Here is an 18,331-nt window from a genome sequence, read left to right as displayed (position 1 = left end):
TTTTCCGGTCGAAGGTCGATACCGAGTGTGGAGGTTCCCCCTTTCCCTCCGGTTTCGTGACCGCGCCTTCAGGCATCGAGCACGACTCACCCCGGCAGGGCTCACGGCGGACCCCACGATTACTGAGCAAAATCACCTTAACCTCGCATTGTGAATGCTGCCAACCATAAAAAGAAGGTTGTGAACATACACTGTCGGAAGATCGATGTCCTGTGACCCGCTCGGTGGGTGGGTGATGGCCCCAACGGGGATGGCCCTCACCCGTGCGCTTCTGGAGTCGGAGTCTTCGCCCCACCCGATCACGGCGAGAGCGAAGCACCGAAGGGGCCCCGAGAGCCGGGCCCTCTTCCCAAAGGGCGCCCCGGCTCGTGAAGACCCATCTCATTTGGTGAGTCCGCGCAAGCAGACCAACGTGCGAGCGGTGCCGACGAACGAGAGGAGGTGCTCGGCCTCGCGCTCCTAGCGACGATGGAGTCGGCGACTTCCTGACCGCCAGGCCATGGTGCGCTCGACCTGCCACCGGTACCCGTCCAACCGCTTCGAGGGCCAGGCGCCCTCGCGGGCCGGGCGCTCAAGGGTTCGCTCACACGCGGGCCCGACTCCACTCGATGGAACGTCGGTACGCGGTGGGGGTGAACGGGCCGAAGGTCGGTGACGGCCAGGCCCGCGTGCAACCGGTGGTGGCCGCGAAGAGGATCGCGGTCACCACCTCACGATCCCCGTTTCCACGCCGCCCACCACCGTGAGGTCGAGTGGGCGCCTCGGATACCACCCGCTGGAACGGTTCCCACCATCCGCCCGACGCCGACCGCTCGACCATCGACACTCGGACTTTCGAAAACTCGAACGAGTGGAGTTCCAAGAAGGGCTCGGTGTCGGCCAACGCCTCATGCGCGGCCGTGCCGCACGGACCGCTGGTGCGCCTTCCACTCCCGGTGGAGTGCACGCCGACGCTCGTACTCCTTCTTCGCGCGAAGGCGCGGATCGGCTTCCGGGGCCAGGTACGCCGGGCCCATGACGTGCAGGAGCGCGTAGTTGATACGGAAACCCATCCTGTACGGCAGCGAGAACGAGTCTTTTCCACGTGGCTGGTCCATGGCCGCCTACCTCACTGTCCTCCGGCAATCGCGGGCGCACGCCGCGAAGGCGCAATCGAGCGGAGAATCCATCGCCGTGAAATCCGCGGCCTTCCCCGTCCGGCAGTGTATCCGCCCGGTTTTCGCTGTTCCGGTCGGCCCGTTCTACACGAGCACGGCCACCGAACGGCGCCGCTGGCCGGGCAAGCCACACGGTGACAAGGGCTACGACCACGCCCGCCCACACCGCCGGCCACGCGGGCGCGAAATCGTTCACCGCCTGACTCGCAAGGACCCTCATTCCCCGGCTCCGGGCGGGACGTGCGGCAAGGCCTCTCCCGTATCGACGTCGCCGGGGCGGGCCAGGGCGGCGTACATCGGGGCCAGCCGGGAGGCGATCCCGGTGGTGGCACCCTCCCAGTGCGCGAGGGGGTCGAACGGGCGAGGGCGGACCGGGTCGGGCACCGCCGCCCCCCGCTCCCAGAAATCGGTGGCACGGGCCGCCAAGGGCTCCACCTCCACGGACAATTCCCCTGACGAACCGACACCGGCGGACCCCAGCGCGTCCAACACCGCCTCTTCGTCCCACCCAGACCAGGCGAACAGCACCAAGGGCTCGTGGTCGGACCATCCGGCCAGGGCGAAGAGGACGGCTGCGCCGTGCTTGCAGGGGTGGCCACCGTAGTCAGGACAACTGCACGTGATGGCGAGGTCGTCGACGGAATCGGGGAAGAGCCGAGCCCCGTGGCGAGCGAAGACGTCTTCGACGTCCTCGGGCATCAGACCATCGAGCAGGGCCGCGCGGGCCCCGGGAATCCGACCCAACTCGCCCAGGGCCCCTCCCCACCCGGCGTCGGAAAGACCACCGATCATCACCCGGTAGGGGCGTCCCCGGGAGCCTTGGACCTGGGCGGTGACCCGACGCCGGTCGGAGTCCACGGTGAGCCTTCGTACCGCGCCCCCGAAGAAGTAGGCACGGCCCCGGGAACGGCGGGTCTGGTCCCCATCGGCCACCCCCCGCGACAGGCGCAGCGCCCACCAGTTCTCGGGCGTGAGGTTCCTGGCCATCACGCCACCGCCTCGGGGGCCAGGCGAATGGTCTCGCGGAGCTGCTCGACGCTCATGTCGGTCAAAGGGCTCTCCCCACTGCCCACGGCCGCCTCGGCCAGATGTTTCTTGCGTTCGAGCATCTGGTCCACTCGTTCTTCCAAGGTGCCCGCGCAGATCAACTTGCGCACCTGAACGTCGCGTCGTTGTCCGATGCGGTAGGCCCGGTCGGTGGCCTGCTCCTCCACCGCCGGATTCCACCATCGGTCGATGTGGACGACCTGGCGGGCGGCGGTCAGGTTCAATCCGGTACCGCCCGCCTTCAAGGAGAGCAGGAACACCATGGGTCCGTCGTGGTCCTGGAAACGCTCGACCATCTCCTCGCGTCGACGTCGGGACGTGCCTCCGTGCAGCCACAGGACGGGGACGTCGAGTTCGCTTTCGAGGTAGGGGGCGAGTCGGGACCCGAATTCGGTGTATTGGGTGAAGCACAAGACCTTGTCACCGCCGCTGACCATCTCGGCGAGCAACTGTTCCAGGCGGGCCAGCTTTCCCGAACGTCCGGACAGACGGGACCCGTCACCGAGCAGATGCGCCGGATGGTTGCACACCTGTTTGAGCTTGGTCATGGTGGCCAGGATCAAGCTCTTGCGTCGAAACCCGGTGGCTTCGTCCACGAGTGCGGTCATCTCTTCGACCACGGCCTTGTACAGGGAGGCTTGTTCGGGGGTGAGGGTGCACCAGACCCGCATCTGGTGTTTGGCGGGCAGGTCCTTGATGATGGAACGGTCCGTCTTGAGCCTGCGGAGCACGAACGGGGCGGTGACCCGGCGCAGCCGCTCCGCCGCGGCCTTGCCCGCGCCCTGAGTGGGGTCACGGTGCAGTTCCACCACACCCTTCTCGAAGCGTTCGCGCGGGCCCAACAGACCGGGGTTGGCGAAGTCCAGGATCGACCACAGCTCACCCAGGTGGTTCTCCACCGGGGTGCCGGTGAGGGCGATCCGGGAGGCGGCGGGGATCGCGCGAACCGCCTCGGCCTGCTTGGTACGGGAGTTCTTGATGTGCTGGGCCTCGTCGCACACCACTCTGGCCCAGGTGGTCCGACCCAGTTCGACGGCGTCGCGTACCGCCACGCCGTAGGTGGTCACCACCAGGTCGACGTCGGTCAGGGCCTTGGCCAAGTCCTCGTCTCGATACCGCCCGGGCCCGTGGTGGACGAGCACACGCAACTTCGGGGTGAAACGTTCAGCCTCTCGGCACCAGTTGCCGACCAACGAGGTCGGGCAGACCAGCAGGGTGGGCGCCGGACACTCGCTGGAGGCACGCTCCTCGGCCAACAGGGCCAGGAGTTGGATGGTCTTGCCCAAGCCCATGTCGTCGGCCAGGACCGCGCCGAGCCCGAGCCGGTCCAGATAGCGCAACCACCCGGCCCCTCGCCTTTGGTAGGGGCGCAAACGCCCGACCAGGCCCGGTGGCTCGGTCATCGGGGTGAAGATCCGTTCGGCTTGGCCGTCCAACAGGGCTCCCAAGTCACCGGTGGCTTCGACCTCGACGGCAAATTCCTGCTCGGGCTCGGGAACCAACGCCATGCGCAGGGCTTCCCCCACCCGCACGGTGCCGTGTCCCTTGCGGGTGATGAAGTCGGCGGCGCGGCGGAGCCGTTCGAGGTCGAAGCGGACCCACTCCCCGCGTAGGCGGACCAGGGGACGTTTGAGCCGGGCCAGTTCGGCGAGTTCTGCGCCCGTCAGTTCGCTATCGCCCAGGGCGAGGCGGTGGTCGAAGTCGATCAGGGTGGAGCCGCCCCCCATCCCGGTGGCGAACGGTCGCGGCTCGTGCTCGGAGAGGGTGAGTCTGACGCTCACGCCCACCTCTCCGATCCATGGGGGCAGGAGCACTCCGAAGCCGTCGGCGCGCAACGCCTCGGCGTGCCGGGTGAGGAAGTCGCCGGCCTGGTCGGTGGACAGTTCCAGGTCTCCGGGCTCCCCTGGAGCGTGTTCGGCGCTCAGGAGTGGACAGGTGCGGACGGCCCGGTCCAGGTCACTGGTGATGGCCGGGGACGTGGCCGGCGGAAGGCGATCGGTGCCCTGGCCCGCGCGTAGATCCTCCAAGGGAATCATGAGGGAGGGCTCCTCCACCGATTGGACCAGGGTCTTCAGTCGCCAGGGTCGGTCGGGAGGGAGGTACAGGCCCACGGGGGCTTCGGTGTCCGTGTGGTCCTTGGTCTGCGTGGAGTCCTCGCCCGGTTCCCCATCGATCTCGACGATCGGTTCGGGCTCCGGTTCGACCAGGCGGAACACGAGTCGTACCGCCCCGGCGTACCGGTGTGCGGCGGTGAACCAGGTGTGGAGTTCCTCAGCGAAGCGGTCGGGGGCGCTGCCCGGTATCGGATGCGGGTCCCGTAGTGCGGAGTCCGCTTCGGTGAGCGCCTTCAGCCATCGGTGATGGATGCGTTGGTGGTCCGGCAGGTCCAAGGGATGCTCGGTGAGGCGTTCCCGGGCGACCAGGTCGGTGAAGGCGCACAGGGCGCCCAGAGCATCGGCCATCATGTCGGCACCTGCTTCGTGCGGGGCCAGGTCCGGGGTGTGGAAGGCACGTGCCACCGGTGGCAGGGCGCGCACGTGGTCGCGTAGCCAGGCCAGGGTGACCGCGTCCAGTAGGGGACGCCATCGGGCGTGGAGCCCGGGTGCCGAACCCGGATCCGCCGGTGGAGCGTGTTCGGCCACCAGGCGTGGGATGAGGCGCCGTGTGTCGACCAAGGCGGTGCCCGTGGTCAGGAGTTCGGCCAGGGCCGGCAGGGATCGGCTCTGCGGGAGATCGCCGAGGTGACGTAGGAGCATCAAGACGTCGTCGCCGGTCAAGTCGAGGGTGGGGACCCGCCAGGGGCGCACCGTGACCTGGGCGAGGCGGTAAGGGGGCGCCGCGCGCATCGGGGGAAAGTCCGGGGGTGGCACCGGATGTCGTGGGATACCGGGCAGGTGCAGGACCGCTTGGCCGTGTCGGGCCTGGAGTGTCGGCAGCTCGGCCAGGCATTCGAGCAGACCGTTCCGGTCCAGGGCGTAGGGGTGGGGACGGATTCGTTCCTGGGAGCGGGTGGTGGCGCGGAGCTCGGAGTCCAGGCCCCACACACGCAACCGGTCCGTTTCCCAGAAGGCTTCGATGGTGCGCACCCGCCCATCATCGACGACGCTACGGAGTGGCGCGGTTGGTTTCGCCGAACCTTCCGGGCGGTTCTGGCCGACACGTTGAGCGCGAAGGGCGTCACGGGAGGGGTGGCGGTCGACGGTGCGTGGGTTCGAGCCACTACCGACGCGAAGCTTCGATGTCACACGCGCCCGTCCGCGTCCAGGCCACTCCTCCGAGGCCGGCCACAACGCCCAACGTCCCGCGAAGCAAGACACCGACCCGACCTCATCTCCTAGGCGCTTCGGCGGGCCGAAAAGGGCTACGGATGGTCGAAGTGAAGAAGGTGGCGGCCAGGAATCGACCGCTGGTGACCGTAGCTTCCGGCCATGGCACATCATCAAGTGAACGGAAAGATCGTCGTCACCACACCGACCGGGCGCGTGGGTTCACGGGTCCTGCGCCTGCTGTTGCAGGCGGGGGCGCGCCCCACGGTACTGCTACGCGATCCCGACAAGCTCGACGCGGCCACACGGGAACGGGTGGACCTGGTGCGGGGCGATCAGGGCGACGTCGAGGCCGTCTTGGAGGCGACCCGGGGCGCGGACCGTCTCTTTTGGGTGGATCCGCCGACCCCGGACGAGGACCCGATCGCCGGCCACGCCCGCATGGGCGCCAACGCGGCACGGGCGGTCCAAGAGAACGAGATCGCGCACACCGTGTTCCTCAGCAGTGTGGGAGCGGAGAAGCGGCACGGGGTGGGCGAGATCGATGGCCTGGCCCGAACCGAGCAGGCCTTGGACGCCACCGGGGCCAACGTTTTGCATCTGCGCTGCGGCTACTTCTTCACGAACCTGCTCATGGATGCGGACTCGTTGCGCGAGGGGGTCTTGTCGACCACGTGGCCGTTGGACTCGGCGATCCCCTGGGTCGATCCGCGCGACATCGGTGACGTGGCGGCCGTGCGACTGCTGGCCGGCAATTGGTCGGGCAGCGTGGTGCAGGCCGTGCACGGCCCAAAGGATCTGAGCTTTTCGCAGGTGGCAAAGGTCCTGGGCCGAGCGTTGGGACGTCCGGTGCGCGCGGAGCGGGTGTCGGACGATCAGGTGCGCGCCGCGTTGCGCTCGGCCGGTTCGAGCCAGGGGCAGGTCGAAGGGGTCGTGGGGATGGCGGCCGGGATGCGGGAGAACTTCGTGCCCGAGCAGGAGCGCGGGGTCCTCACCACCACGCCGACCACGCTCGCGGCCTGGGCACACGCCCATCTGCTTCCGGCCCTTTGAGGCGCACACGGCGGTGACAAAGGTCCCATGAAGCGGGAGGCGTTTGACGCACGGGGGTGAACGAGTGTTCACTCGAGGGGGGTGAACACCAGTTCACCCCTCTTCTCGTGTGCCCTCCCCAAGCGCCCACCGCCCCGTTCGCCGATATGGAGGCCGAAGTATGCCCGTCCTGCGTGTGCCCTCATGGCTCACCATGGCGATCCTGACCCTGTGCGGCATGGTCGTCTCACTCCAGCAGACACTGGTCATCCCGCTGCTGCCGGACCTGCCGGCGATCCTGGACGTATCCGCCGACGACGCCTCCTGGCTGGTCACCGCGACCCTGCTCACCGGAGCCGTGGCCACCCCGATCGTCTCCCGCATGGCCGACATGTACGGCAAGCGCCGGATGCTGCTCCTGTCCCTCGTGGTGATGACCGTGGGCTCGCTCATCGCGGCGATCGGCGGAAACTTCCCGGCCATGCTCATCGGCCGCGCCATGCAGGGCTTCGGCGCCGCCCTCATCCCCGTGGGCATGAGCATCATGCGTGACCAACTCCCCCGGGAGAAGCTCGCCGGGGGTATCGCCCTGATGAGCGCCACCCTCGGTATCGGCGCCGCCCTGGGCCTACCGCTGTCCGGTGTGCTCTACAGCGCGTTCGGATGGACCTCACTGTTCTGGTCCACCGCGCTGGTCGGCGCGTTCTTCCTCATCGCCATCCCGCTGACCCTCGATGAATCCTCCCAGCGCTCCCCCGGACGTTTCGACGTCCTGGGCGCGCTGCTGCTCACCGTCGTCCTGGTCGCTCTCCTGCTCCCGCTGTCCAAGGGTGCGACCTGGGGCTGGACCAGCGGCCAGGTCATCGGCCTGACCGCGCTCTCCCTCGTCTGTCTGTCGGTCTGGGTCCCACTCCAACTGCGCATGCGCGACCCCATGGTGAACCTGCGCACCGCCTTCAAGCGCCCCATCCTGTTCACCAACGTCTCCTCGTACTTCGTCGGGTTCGGAATGTTCCTGAACGGTCTGGTCACCACCCAAGAACTCCAGGTCCCCGCCGACACCGGATACGGGTTGGCACTGCCCGTGGCCGTGGCGGGGCTGGCGATGGTGCCGGGCGGACTGATGATGCTCGCCTTCTCCCCGATCTCCGGTCGCATGCTCAACCGCTGGGGTGGAAAACCGGTGCTGCTGATCGGTGGCACCGTCATGGCCCTGACCTACCTGTGGCGGATGTTCAACAACGACGTGCTCTGGCAGGTCATGTTGGGCAACATGCTCGTGAGCCTGGGCAGCGCCATCGCGTTCGCCGCCATGCCCGCCCTGGTCATGGCGACCGCTCCCCGTAGCGAGACCGCTTCGGCCAACGGGATCAACGCCCTGGTCCGCTCGATGGGCACCTCCAGCGGCAGCGCCGTGGTCGCCTTGGTCTTCGCGTCCCTGACCGTGACGGTGGACGGCGTGGTCTTCCCCTCCGCGCAGGCCATGTTCACGGCCAATGGACTCGGTGTGGCCGTGTGCGCGGCCGGTGTGCTGATGGGATCCCTCATCCCCGCGCGTGGACACCACGAGAAGGACGATGATGGGACCAGCGCCGGGAACGTTCCGGCACGCAGCGCCCAAGAGGCCCAGGAGAAGGTGGGATCGTGAGCAGACCCGACAGTCGAAGCACCATTCTCGACGCCGCACGAGAACTCTTCTCCGAACACGGCTACAAGGAGGTGACCATCCGCGACATCGCCACCGCCGCGGGGGTCTCCCCCGCCCTGGTGATGAAGCACTACCGCAGCAAGGCCGAGTTGTTCAACGAGTTGGGCCCCAACGACATCCCGTTGGCCGAACTGGACCTGCCCCGTTCCCAGATCGGACGCGCTTTGGTCCAAAAGGTCCTCACCCGTCGGGAACACGATGTCGCCGACCCCCTGTTGATCGCCCTCTCCCACGTCCGAGACTCCCCCGACCCGGACCGCACCCGCCAGGAGGTACGGGGGCGTGTCCTGAAGCGCTTCGGCGACCTGATCGGGGACACCACCCCCGACCGCCGCTACGCCGCCACGGTGGCCGGTCAGATCCTCGGGCTGGCCGAAGGCGTTCGGACCCTGGGACTGTTCCCCGCCGACGAGCTCTCCCGCGAGGAGGTGCTGGACCTGTACGGGCCGCTCGTCCAGAGCCAGATCGAGGCCTGCGCACGGGCCTGCGCGAGCACCGAGACACCGCGTCCCACGGACTGAACATCCGAGGCCAGGATGGGTGGGAAAGGGTGCTCCTTGGGAGGGAAGCAGCACCGCTTCCCGGAAGAAAACGGCCAAGGACGCGGCGTGAGGCCCATTCGTCACCTGGACAGTGCATGATCGACTCATGGAACGCTGTGATTTTTGCGAACTCCCCGTCGGGGGCGGTTGCGCGTGCTCGCTCAAGGGCAAAAGCCGAGACGGGGTCGGGCAAGACCCTGAGGCCACCTCGCCCGAGCCCCGTTTCCCTCGCGGCGCCATCCTCATCTCGCCACGGGGCATCGCCCACCGGCCGGGGTGCAAGCATCAATCCGACTCCGAGGTCGGCGCACCGGTGTGGGGTTGGATCAACGACCCCGACCCGCTCCTGTGGCGTCGGCTCAACGCGAACTCTCCCGCCCGAGCCACGAAGGGCAACACCAAGCGGATCGCCACACGTCGTTGCCGCAATTGCGACACCTGAAGCCGAACTCCGGTTTCGACCCTTTCCGTCCTCCCTCGAAGCGCTCATGACGCCCCGGCGCGCCCTGGTGGGAACCGACCCACAGGGCGCGCCCAGGTAGGCGTCGAGGGCGATTCCTCAGCCACCGGCTCCGATCTTGGCGATGGCCGCGTCGATGAGTTCGGCCATCTCGATGTCGCGGGTGGTCACCGCGTCCACCGAATCGGTCCGCACGGTGAAATCGATCCCGATGTCGGTGGTGTGGTGCCCGAACCCGTGGCCGAGCTCGCGGGCGGACTTCTTCGCCTGGTTCAGCAGCGGGGTGATCCGGTCGGCGGGCAGCTCCACGGACCTGGTCAGACCCTCGGTGTCACCCCGCCAGGGGGGGCCCCGCCGTAGAGCCCGCTCCACCGTGTCCTGATCCAATCGGCTCGGAGTACCGCTCTGGCCGGTGTCGGCGCGGCCCTTGGCCCCTTGAGGGTCTTGGGCCCACTCGGCGAGTTCGTCGGGGAGCCGGGAGGCCAGTTCCTCGGCGAGCCCGGGTTCGCTTCGGCGGATCCCGGACAGTACCGCCCCCATCAGACGCACCCCTCGTTCTTGGGGACAGCCGATCTGTCGGGCCACCTCCTGAGACAGTGATCCGCTCTCCATCGCCGGTGCTCCCGGTTGATCGGGGACGTGGTCGCGCAGTGCCGCGGGCAATCGTTCACGCAGGTACCGGCGTGTGTCCGGATCGGTGTGCCGGGCCAACACATCGGCCGTGGCCTCCAACGCCCGACGGGCCTCGTCGTTGTCGGAAGCCTCACCCTCGCGGACCACGTGTTCCACGAGTTCCTGGTAGGCGATCATGTTCCTCCCTCGGGTCGCGCGATGCTCGACTCCTTTGCCCCCTGACCGGTGGGTTCGCCATCAAACATCCGGCGCCCTGACGAACCTCCCTGGTCGGTGCCCTGGCACCTCCCGATTCCTCACCCGACGCCACCCGAAAAATACATTCATGCGACCCTTGTTCCCTCACCATGCGCGACACGGCATGAAGACCACCCGCCCACGACGGGTTCGAACCCGGCCGGTCCGTCCCTCCCCGCCCCGAGGACGATGCCCCGGGCACAAAGCGATGCATGAGAGGGACGACGAGTGGTGACCCCCCCACACGAGAAACTGGTCGCCCGCCTCGAACAGGCGGGCGTACTGACCCGGTACTGGCGCGAGGCGTTCACGGGGATCGAACGCCACCGCTTCCTGCCCGACCGGATCATCACACCCGACGGTGAGGTCGTGGACCGAGACACCGATCCGCGGCGTTGGCTCGCTTCGGCCTACGACGACCTTCCGATCGTCACTCAGGTGGACGAGGGGAACGAGGATGGGAGCGCTCCGCCGATCAGCTCGGCCTCCAAACCCTCGGTCGTCGCCGACATGCTCCGCCGTCTGGACGCCTCTCCCGGGATGCGGGTACTGGAGGTCGGTACCGGAACCGGGTACAACGCCGCGTTGCTCTCCCATCGGCTGGGCGAGGAGGACGTCGTCACGATCGAGGTCGACGCCGACCTCGCCGAACGGGCCCGGGAACGACTGCTCGGTGTCGGGCTGTGCACCCTGGTCATCACCGGGGACGGCACCCAGGGTTGGCCCGCTCGAGCCCCCTTCGACCGGGTGATCAGTACCGTGGCGGTGCGGCGCGTGCCCTACCACTGGGTCGCTCAGACCCGACCCGGCGGGCGGATCCTCACCCCTTGGGGCACCGCCCTCCACAACGGGGTCTTGGCCGATCTCCACGTCGGTCCGCACGGCACCGCACACGGCCGTTTCACCGGGGACGTGGCGTTCATGTGGGTACGTGACCAGCGCGTCACCGGGCGAACCCTCAAGGCCCACGTGCCTCCCAAGGTGCGGGAGTCCACCCTCACCCGCACACGACTGCATCCCCACGAGCCACTCGGCGATTTCGGTGCGAGCTTCGCCATCGGTCTGCACATGCCCACCGTCCTGAAGCGGATCGAGTTCGAGCAGGACCGAGGCCGGCGGTTCACCGTCCACCTGGTCGATCCGGGCACCGGTTCCTGGGCTTCCTGGCACGTGGACCACGGTTCTCGAAGAAGCGGTTACCAGGTCCGCCAGCACGGGCCTCGTTCCCTGTTCACCGAGTTGGAGTCCGCCTATGCGTGGTGGCGGCGGGAGGGGCGCCCCGAGCACACCCGGTTCGGCCTCACCGTGTCCGCCGAGCGGCAGAGCGTTTGGCTGGACCATGAGAGTCGGGTCATCGGCTCCATGCCCTGACCCCGTTCAGCCCGATTCCGACATGAGGGAGACCTGCCTGCTCACGGCACGGAATCCCTGTTCGAGGGCGCGTAGGTCCTCCAGCGGCAGGTTCCTCAGGACATCGCCCTGGAAGGGGCCGGCCACCACCAGGCTCCGCACGGTCGAGGCTCCCAGGGGCGTGGCGTGCACACGGCGGACACGGTGGTCGTCGGGGTCGGCCGACCGTGTGGCCAGGCCGTGGGTCACGAGCCGGTCGAGTACTCCGGACATCGACGCCAGGGAGACCCCGAACGAGGCGGCCAGGCCGCTGCCCGTCCCGCCCTCCTTCGTGCTGACCAAGACCATGAGGACCCTGAGTTGCTGGAGGGTCAGGTCCAGCGTCAGCAAGTGCTGGAGGAGGGTGGCCAAGAGGGCCTCCTCCATGGCTCCCTTCAGGGATTGGATATCGCGGACGATGCTCTCACGTTCGTGTTCTCCCTGGTCGGTCCCCTCTTCGCGCATGTCGCAATGATAGGCCGCCGGTGGCCGAACACTCCCCAGAGAAAGTACTTAGCTTGATGCTAACCTTTTTCCGCATGGTTCATCGACACCGCCGGCGCACCCCTGCAAGACGCGCCGGCGCCGAAGTGGAAACGGCACATGAGCACACCCCCCGAAACGCCCACGAACATCACGACGCCCGCCGAGGAGATCGACCTCGACACGCTTCGGGCCAAGTACGCCCACGAACGCGACCGTCGTCTCCGCCCCGACGGCCCGGTCCAGTACCGCTCGGCCGCCGGCGAGTTCGGCTACTACGCCAAGGACCCCTACACCCCGCGCACCGACCGCGAACCGAAGACCGACACCGTCGAAGTGCTGGTGATCGGTGGTGGGTTCGGCGGCTTGTTGACCGGAGCGCGGCTACGCCAAGCGGGTATCGAATCGATCCGGATGATGGACGAGGCCGGCGACTTCGGTGGAACCTGGTACTGGAATCGCTACCCCGGCATCCACTGCGACATCGAGTCCTACTCCTACATGCCCCTGTTGGAAGAGGTCGGCTACGTGCCCGAGTGGCGCTACGCCCCAGGTGAGGAGATCCGCCGGCACGCCGTCGCGATCGCCGAAACCTTCGACCTGTACCGTGACACGCTCTTCCAGACCCGGGCCACCGACCTGGCCTGGGACGAGCAGGCCGACGAGTGGGTGATCGAGACCGACCGCGGTGACCGGATGCGAGCCCGATTCGTCATCACCTCCTCGGGCACGATGACCCAACCCAAGCTCCCGGGTATCCCGGGCATCGAGAACTTCCGTGGCCACACCTTCCACACCAGCCGGTGGGACTACGACTACACCGGCGGCGACCAGACCGGCGGTCTCCAGGGCCTCGCCGACAAGAAGGTCGCCATCATCGGCACCGGCGCGACCGGCGTCCAAGTCATCCCCAAGGTGGGCGAGGACGCCGAGCACCTGTACGTGTTCCAGCGCACGCCCTCCACGGTGGACGTGCGCGACAACCGCCCCACCGACCCCGACTGGGCGGCCTCCCTGCGCCCCGGCTGGCAGCGCGAACGCATGGAGAACTTCCTCGCGGTGATCGCCGGTGAAGAGGTCGAGACCGACCTGGTCCAGGACGGGTGGACCGCCACCTCGCGGCTTCAACGCAAGATGATCACCGGATCGCTGGACACCACCCTCTCGCCCCAAGAACGCGAACGGATCGACGAGATCGCCGACGCACAGACGATGAACCGGATCCGCGCCCGCGTGGACGAGGTCGTCGAGGACCCGGCCACCGCCGAACTCCTCAAGCCCTGGTACCGCTACATGTGCAAGCGGCCCTGTTTCAGCGACCACTACCTCCAGACCTTCAACCGGGACGACGTCACCCTGGTGGACACCGCCGACCATGGCGGCGTCACGCGCATCACCGAGGATTCGATCGTCGTCGGCGAAGCCGAGTACCCCGTCGACTGCATCATCTTCGCCACCGGCTTCGAGGTCGGAGTCTCCGGTGTGATGTCCGGTGCCATGCCGGTCCACGGCCGCGGCGGACAGCGGCTCCTGGAGTCCTGGGCCACGGGGTTGCGCACCCTGCACGGTTTCTACACTGACGGGTTCCCCAACCTCTTCCACCTGGGGGCGCTGCACAACGCCAACTCCGTCAACTTCACGCACATCTTGTCGGAGCAGGCCGAGCACATCGCCGCCGTCATCTCGCGGGCCCGCCAGGAGGACGTCCACGTGGTCGAACCCACGGCCGAGGCGGTCCAGGCGTGGGTCCAGGTCGTGGCCGAGACCGCGCACGACAACTCCGCCTTCCAGGCCCAGTGCACACCCGGTTACTACAACCTCGAAGGCGCCGGGCTTCCCGCCGGTATCTCCTACAGTCCCGGGCCCATTCCCTTCCACCGGTTGCTCGCCGAGTGGCGCCGGACCAGCATGCACGAGGTCCTGGGAGTGAAGTCGTAGGCACCCCGATCGTTCTCGGCCCGGGGCGCCCCCGCCTCGGGCCCCACCCCCCCACTTCGAGGTGAACCAATGCCACAGCACGGCCGCAAGCCGACACCTACCGCCATCACCTGCGCACTGGCCGCACTCAGCCTGGCCGGTGTCGCGGTGGGATGCGCCAACGACGCCGATACACGATCCCCTCGGCCCACGGATCAAACCGCCGAACTCCTACTCCAGGTGACCTCCGTGCACGAGGAAACGGGGATGACCCTGCTGGAGGGACCTACCTTCGACGAGGACGGTCATCTCCTGGTCGTCGACGTCACCGCGCCCCCCGGAGAACCCAAGGTGATGCGGGTGGACGTGGAGGCCCTCGAAGCGGAGACGGTGTTCACCGATGAGGCCGGTGTCTACACCTCCGCCCAGTTCAGTCCACTCGACGGCCGGCTGTACCTGACCGACATCATGGGCGGCACGATCGTGAGCATCACCCCGGAGGGCGAGGACGAGACCGTCTTCTTCTCCGGCGACGTGGACGGGGCACGGATGCACCCCGACGACGTGGCCTTCGACGAGGCCGGAAACCTGTACGTCAGCGACACCACCGGCTTCATGTCCCCCGCCTGGGAGGAAGAGGGACGCGTGGTCCGCATCGACGGGCGAAGCGGCCAGGCCACCGTCCTGGCCGAGGACCTGCCCGCACCCAACGGCATCTCCTTCGACGAGGACTTCGCGGGACTCTGGGTCGGGCAGTACGCCGCCAACCGGGTCGACTACTACGCGCTCAACGAGGACGGAACCCAGGTCGAGACCTCGCACGCCGCCATCCACTTCGACGGCGGCAAGAGCCGGATCGACTCCATCGCGGTCGACGCCGGCGGGAACCTCTATCAGGCCGTTCATGGACAGCCGAGCATCTTCGTGTACAGCTCGACCGGCCGGCACCTGGCGACGGTCACCGTTCCCGAGGAGGCCGCCGAAGGGCTGGACACGGCGACCAACGTGGCCATCGCCCCAGGGACGACCGAGGCCTATGTGACGGTGAGCGGAGAGGACGGCGGATTCGTCTACACCTTCGACGCACTCGATGAAGGCATCCGTCAGTCCAACGGCGGCTAGACGTGCTGTTCGGTGAGGTCGGTGGGGCGGGCTGCTGGGACTCGCCCTCCGCCGCGCCGGGGCGTGTCCCGGCAGCCGGGCCGAGCGGCGAGGGTGAGCCCGCTCGTGTCACCGAGCGCCCCGACGCTGGGAAGCGGTCGTTCCGCTCCCTCGGTCAGGACTCCTCGACCGCATCGGCCTTGGGGATGATGCTTATCATCCCGTTGGGTTCCAGGTAGGCACGGGCGATCAGCCGGGGCTCGGAGTATCCGTGGAGCCGCAGTTGGGTGAACACCTCCTCCTCGGTGATGAACTCGCGCCGCATGACCCGGTGGTCGAGTCGCCCGTCCAGGATGAGCGGCCGGGGGCGGGCCTTGACGAAGTGGGCGACGGTGGGCCAGCGGTAGGCGACCGCGTCGAGCATCACGCTCCAAAAGAGCATCGTGGCCGCCAGCACCAGGCCGTCGGCGATCGTGTCGGTGTTCCCGGTCATTCCCGCACTGGTCGCGTTGGCCATCAGCACGACCACGAGCAGGTCGGTGATCCCCAGGCCACCGGACTCTCGCTGACCGACCAGACGAAGCAGGAAGAGCAACAACAAGAAGGTGACGCTGCCACGCACGATGAGTTCCACCATCGGCTCACTCGGCAGCAGGATCTTGCTCCAGTCCACGGGACCTCCTCCTCAGCGGTGACGGTGGGCCGGGCGTGACCACCGGTCCCGTGCCGCCGCCATCACGCGCGGGTCCGGGGCCACCGTCGGCGCGAGAGGGGTCCCGCCCCCGTCAGTCTCCCCTGCGGGGTCCGGTTCGGGCGGCGGCGACACGGAACCAGGGCGCGGCGGAGCAGGCGTACGTGGAGACCCCACCGGGCCGGAGTGCGCACGGCTCCGATCAGTTCGTGTTCAGCGCGGTCCAAGGCGTCCTCCAAGAGGGCATCGTGCAGGGGACGAAAGATCAGCGGCCAGGTCAGCCGTGCCGGACCGCGTGCACGCATGGCGAGCAGGTGGCGCAGGACGGCTCCCCCGGATTCACTCGGGTGGACGGTGAATTCATGGAAGCCATCGAAGCCGCGTGGCTCCCGGAAACGAAAGCGCACCCGTGTTCGAGGGCTGTAGTCCTCGATGACGTAGCGAACGGGCCCGTGGCCGCCCGCAGCACCCACCGCCAGGGGGCCGTTCAAACGCAGGGCGGGCCACGCCTGATGCGGCCAGAGTCGGTCCTCCTCTCCGGACAGGGTGTCGAGCAAAGCTCCCACCCTGGCCACGGGGACCGGGAATTCTCGCTGATGAAGGTTGTACACGTCCATGCCGCACCATTCTAGAGACTACTCTCTAAAATGAACAGGGATAGGCTCCCAGAACATGGGCAGACCCGCGCGTTTCAGTACCGACGACCTGGTGAAGGCGGCCACCGCCTTGGCCGCCGAGGGGGGACCGGCCTCGGTGACCATGGCCGCGGTGGCCCGCGCGGCGGGGGCGCCCAGCGGTTCGCTGTACCACCGTTTCCCCGAGCGGCCCGCGCTGCTGGCCGCGGTATGGCTCCACGCCTTGGAGACGTTCCAGGAGGGGTGCCGCCGAAAGTTGTCGGTACTGCCGGCACTGGAGGCGGCCGTGGGCACCACGCACCACGTGGTGTCCTGGAGTCGTGCTCACCCCGACCTGGCGCGGGTATTGCTGTACCGGCCGGGCGAGTTCGATTCCCCACGCTGGTCCGAGGTCGATCGCGCCCGTATGGCACGGGCCAACGGTGAGATCGGGGCGTTGCTCGTACGGGTCGCGGACGGGCTTCGCGAACCGGGCGAGGAGACCGAACACGCGCTGGAACGAGTGCGCTTGGCGGTGATCGACCTGCCCTTGTCCCTGGTCAGGCGCCATCTTCTCGGGGGCCGAGACCTACCGGAAGAGGTCGTGGAACTGGCCACCGACTCCGCCCGACGACTCTTGGTCTGGTGAACAACGGTTCCCGTGACATGCCACTGACCGCGCAATGCTCCCCGTGATCGCCTCGGAGTACCACACTGGAGTGCGTCGACCAAGGTCGCTTTAGGAGACTTTGCGTGTACGTACCGTACGAGTGGGTATCTCGAACCGACCCGAGACGAACCTGGCAGGAATCGACGGGCGGACCAGGCTTTCGTCCAGGGGAGAACCGATCACCGCGCCCCGAGCGGTGCGAGGACCGGGAGTGGAAGCCATGAACGCCGCCGGCTGGCCCCTGGAGACCGACCTACTGCATGCGGTCTTCGACAGTGTGGGCGCGGGGATGTTCCTCATCGACCCCGCCGGCCGTATCGCCGCTTCCAACCCTTACGCACGGTCGATCCTGGAGCGTTCCGAAGAGGACCTGAACGGCGCCGACCTGCACGACCTACTGCACCGCGACGCGGACGGGAACAAGACGCCACGTGCGGAGTGCGGCATCCAGGTCGTGCTCGACACCGGCCGACAGGTCGAGGGAAGCGAGCAGTTCTTCCTACGCGGTGACGGCACGCTCGTACCCATCATCTGGGCGGCCAGCCCCCTCCAGCACGGAGATCGGGTGGCGGGCACCGTCCTGGTCTTCCACAACTTCAAGAAGCACCGAGACGCCAGTGAACAGACCGCGGCGCACCTGGCAGCGCTGGAGGAACTCACCGCACGACTGAGCCTGGTGGCGGAGGTCTCCGTCCTACTCATCTCCTCCCCACACCTGGGCGAGACGATGGACAAGCTGGTCCGGTTGTTGGTGCCCGAGTTGGGTGACTGGGCGGTGATCGACCTGATCCCCGAGGGGGAGGCCAAGGAGATGCGACGCGTGGCCGTCCACTCCCTCGGTGACGACGACACGGCCGAGGCGTTGAAGGGTCCGCTGCCCTCCCTGTCACAGACCTCCCGTTCGGCGCTGGCCCGGGCCATGTACAGTGTCCGGCCCGTGGTGCTCGATGGGGGTGCCCAGGCCGGAGAACCGAACGAACCTCTGGCTCTGGCTCACCGGCAACTGTTCGAGCATCTGGGTGAGGGCACGGCCGTGGTGGTACCGCTGCACACCCGCCGAGAAGTGTTCGGCGCCTTGACCGTGGGTCGCACCGGGCGGAAGACCGACTACACCGACGCCGAGATCCTGGTGTTGAACGACATCGCCCGACGCACCGGCCTGGTGATCGAGAGCACCCGGCTCTTCGAGCAGCAACGGGACATGGCCGAGACCCTGCAGCGTCAACTCCTGACCCCCCTGCCCCAGGTCGACCACCTCCGGTTCGCCGCCCGTTACCAGCCCGCGCAGAGTGCCTCGGAGGTCGGTGGGGACTGGTACGACGCCTTCCTCCTGGCCAACGGTGCCACGGCCCTGGTCATCGGTGACGTGGTCGGCCACGACCTC

General features: G+C 67.9%; 16 protein-coding genes and 1 pseudogene. 9 read left to right on the top strand and 8 right to left on the bottom strand.

Going from position 1 to position 18,331, the window contains the following annotated elements:
* Positions 1 to 381: 381 nt before the first annotated feature.
* The 4 genes and pseudogenes from D472_RS28335 to D472_RS0123245 all read right to left on the bottom strand — a co-directional run bounded on the left by D472_RS28335 (position 382) and on the right by D472_RS0123245 (position 5,290).
* Positions 382 to 826 (bottom strand): annotated as a pseudogene (locus D472_RS28335) (transposase).
* Between the two features lie 61 nt (positions 827 to 887).
* Positions 888 to 1,097 carry a hypothetical protein gene (locus D472_RS0123255; RefSeq protein WP_017606839.1) on the bottom strand — a complete coding sequence of 70 codons (210 nt, stop codon included), beginning with the start codon at positions 1,095 to 1,097 and terminating at the stop codon, positions 888 to 890.
* 276 nt (positions 1,098 to 1,373) lie between these two features.
* Entirely contained in the window at positions 1,374 to 2,144 is a 771-nt protein-coding gene (locus D472_RS27255) for an SWIM zinc finger family protein (protein ID WP_017606838.1), read from the bottom strand.
* On the bottom strand, positions 2,144 to 5,290 hold the full coding sequence (locus D472_RS0123245) for a DEAD/DEAH box helicase (protein WP_033304525.1): 3,147 nt from the start codon (positions 5,288 to 5,290) through the stop codon (positions 2,144 to 2,146). The genes D472_RS27255 and D472_RS0123245 overlap by 1 nt, the downstream gene beginning before the upstream one ends.
* 342 nt (positions 5,291 to 5,632) lie before the next feature.
* Between D472_RS0123245 and D472_RS0123240 the strand changes: the two genes are divergently transcribed.
* From D472_RS0123240 to D472_RS0123225, 4 genes are all read left to right on the top strand, one after another.
* Positions 5,633 to 6,523, top strand: coding sequence for an NmrA family NAD(P)-binding protein (locus D472_RS0123240; RefSeq protein WP_026117998.1), 891 nt, complete (start codon positions 5,633 to 5,635; stop codon positions 6,521 to 6,523).
* A gap of 160 nt (positions 6,524 to 6,683) precedes the next feature.
* Positions 6,684 to 8,150, top strand: a complete 1,467-nt coding sequence (locus D472_RS0123235; RefSeq protein ID WP_017606835.1) for an MFS transporter — start codon at positions 6,684 to 6,686, stop codon at positions 8,148 to 8,150.
* The gene (locus D472_RS0123230) at positions 8,147 to 8,731 is read left to right on the top strand and encodes a TetR/AcrR family transcriptional regulator (protein ID WP_017606834.1); all 585 of its coding nucleotides are present in this window, start codon (positions 8,147 to 8,149) and stop codon (positions 8,729 to 8,731) included. The genes D472_RS0123235 and D472_RS0123230 overlap by 4 nt, the downstream gene beginning before the upstream one ends.
* 127 nt (positions 8,732 to 8,858) lie before the next feature.
* Positions 8,859 to 9,194, top strand: a complete 336-nt coding sequence (locus tag D472_RS0123225) for a hypothetical protein (protein ID WP_026117997.1) — start codon at positions 8,859 to 8,861, stop codon at positions 9,192 to 9,194.
* A gap of 117 nt (positions 9,195 to 9,311) precedes the next feature.
* On the opposite strand, the gene D472_RS0123220 is transcribed toward D472_RS0123225, so the two are convergent.
* Positions 9,312 to 10,022 (bottom strand): DUF2267 domain-containing protein, encoded by a 711-nt coding sequence (locus D472_RS0123220; protein WP_017606832.1) that lies wholly within the window; start codon positions 10,020 to 10,022, stop codon positions 9,312 to 9,314.
* Positions 10,023 to 10,313: 291 nt separating this feature from the next.
* Between D472_RS0123220 and D472_RS0123215 the strand changes: the two genes are divergently transcribed.
* Positions 10,314 to 11,453, top strand: coding sequence for a methyltransferase domain-containing protein (locus tag D472_RS0123215; RefSeq protein WP_017606831.1), 1,140 nt, complete (start codon positions 10,314 to 10,316; stop codon positions 11,451 to 11,453).
* Between the two features lie 6 nt (positions 11,454 to 11,459).
* Here the strand turns inward: D472_RS0123215 and D472_RS0123210 are convergent, their stop codons facing one another.
* A complete protein-coding gene (locus D472_RS0123210; protein WP_017606830.1) occupies positions 11,460 to 11,936 on the bottom strand; it encodes a MarR family winged helix-turn-helix transcriptional regulator in 477 nt (158 codons plus the stop codon).
* Positions 11,937 to 12,074: 138 nt separating this feature from the next.
* On the opposite strand from D472_RS0123210, the gene D472_RS0123205 reads away from it, so the two are divergent.
* A complete protein-coding gene (locus tag D472_RS0123205; RefSeq protein ID WP_017606829.1) occupies positions 12,075 to 13,892 on the top strand; it encodes a flavin-containing monooxygenase in 1,818 nt (605 codons plus the stop codon).
* 69 nt (positions 13,893 to 13,961) lie between these two features.
* Positions 13,962 to 14,993 carry an SMP-30/gluconolactonase/LRE family protein gene (locus tag D472_RS0123200; RefSeq protein ID WP_017606828.1) on the top strand — a complete coding sequence of 344 codons (1,032 nt, stop codon included), beginning with the start codon at positions 13,962 to 13,964 and terminating at the stop codon, positions 14,991 to 14,993.
* 154 nt (positions 14,994 to 15,147) lie between these two features.
* Here the strand turns inward: D472_RS0123200 and D472_RS0123195 are convergent, their stop codons facing one another.
* The gene (locus D472_RS0123195; RefSeq protein ID WP_017606827.1) at positions 15,148 to 15,645 is read right to left on the bottom strand and encodes a DUF421 domain-containing protein; all 498 of its coding nucleotides are present in this window, start codon (positions 15,643 to 15,645) and stop codon (positions 15,148 to 15,150) included.
* A gap of 62 nt (positions 15,646 to 15,707) precedes the next feature.
* Positions 15,708 to 16,280, bottom strand: coding sequence for a hypothetical protein (locus D472_RS0123190; RefSeq protein WP_017606826.1), 573 nt, complete (start codon positions 16,278 to 16,280; stop codon positions 15,708 to 15,710).
* 55 nt (positions 16,281 to 16,335) lie between these two features.
* On the opposite strand from D472_RS0123190, the gene D472_RS0123185 reads away from it, so the two are divergent.
* Entirely contained in the window at positions 16,336 to 16,926 is a 591-nt protein-coding gene (locus tag D472_RS0123185) for a TetR/AcrR family transcriptional regulator (RefSeq protein WP_017606825.1), read from the top strand.
* A 241-nt stretch (positions 16,927 to 17,167) separates the two neighbouring features.
* Positions 17,168 to 18,331: GAF domain-containing protein (locus D472_RS0123180; RefSeq protein WP_033304523.1), on the top strand; the 1,164-nt coding region annotated here is incomplete at its 3' end.

Origin of the sequence: Nocardiopsis alkaliphila YIM 80379, from assembly GCF_000341005.1 — a bacterium.
Taxonomy (GTDB): Bacteria; Actinomycetota; Actinomycetes; order Streptosporangiales; family Streptosporangiaceae; genus Nocardiopsis; species Nocardiopsis alkaliphila.
This window is presented reverse-complemented; position numbering and strand designations above follow the sequence as displayed.

Coding starts and splice junctions, on each gene's coding strand:
- D472_RS0123255 (WP_017606839.1), bottom strand. CDS start 1,097: ATGGACCAGCCACGTGGAAAAGACTCGTTCTCGCTGCCGTACAGGATG.
- D472_RS27255 (WP_017606838.1), bottom strand. CDS start 2,144: ATGGCCAGGAACCTCACGCCCGAGAACTGGTGGGCGCTGCGCCTGTCG.
- D472_RS0123240 (WP_026117998.1), top strand. CDS start 5,633: ATGGCACATCATCAAGTGAACGGAAAGATCGTCGTCACCACACCGACC.
- D472_RS0123235 (WP_017606835.1), top strand. CDS start 6,684: ATGCCCGTCCTGCGTGTGCCCTCATGGCTCACCATGGCGATCCTGACC.
- D472_RS0123225 (WP_026117997.1), top strand. CDS start 8,859: ATGGAACGCTGTGATTTTTGCGAACTCCCCGTCGGGGGCGGTTGCGCG.
- D472_RS0123220 (WP_017606832.1), bottom strand. CDS start 10,022: ATGATCGCCTACCAGGAACTCGTGGAACACGTGGTCCGCGAGGGTGAG.
- D472_RS0123210 (WP_017606830.1), bottom strand. CDS start 11,936: ATGCGCGAAGAGGGGACCGACCAGGGAGAACACGAACGTGAGAGCATC.
- D472_RS0123205 (WP_017606829.1), top strand. CDS start 12,075: ATGAGCACACCCCCCGAAACGCCCACGAACATCACGACGCCCGCCGAG.
- D472_RS0123200 (WP_017606828.1), top strand. CDS start 13,962: ATGCCACAGCACGGCCGCAAGCCGACACCTACCGCCATCACCTGCGCA.
- D472_RS0123190 (WP_017606826.1), bottom strand. CDS start 16,280: ATGGACGTGTACAACCTTCATCAGCGAGAATTCCCGGTCCCCGTGGCC.
- D472_RS0123185 (WP_017606825.1), top strand. CDS start 16,336: ATGGGCAGACCCGCGCGTTTCAGTACCGACGACCTGGTGAAGGCGGCC.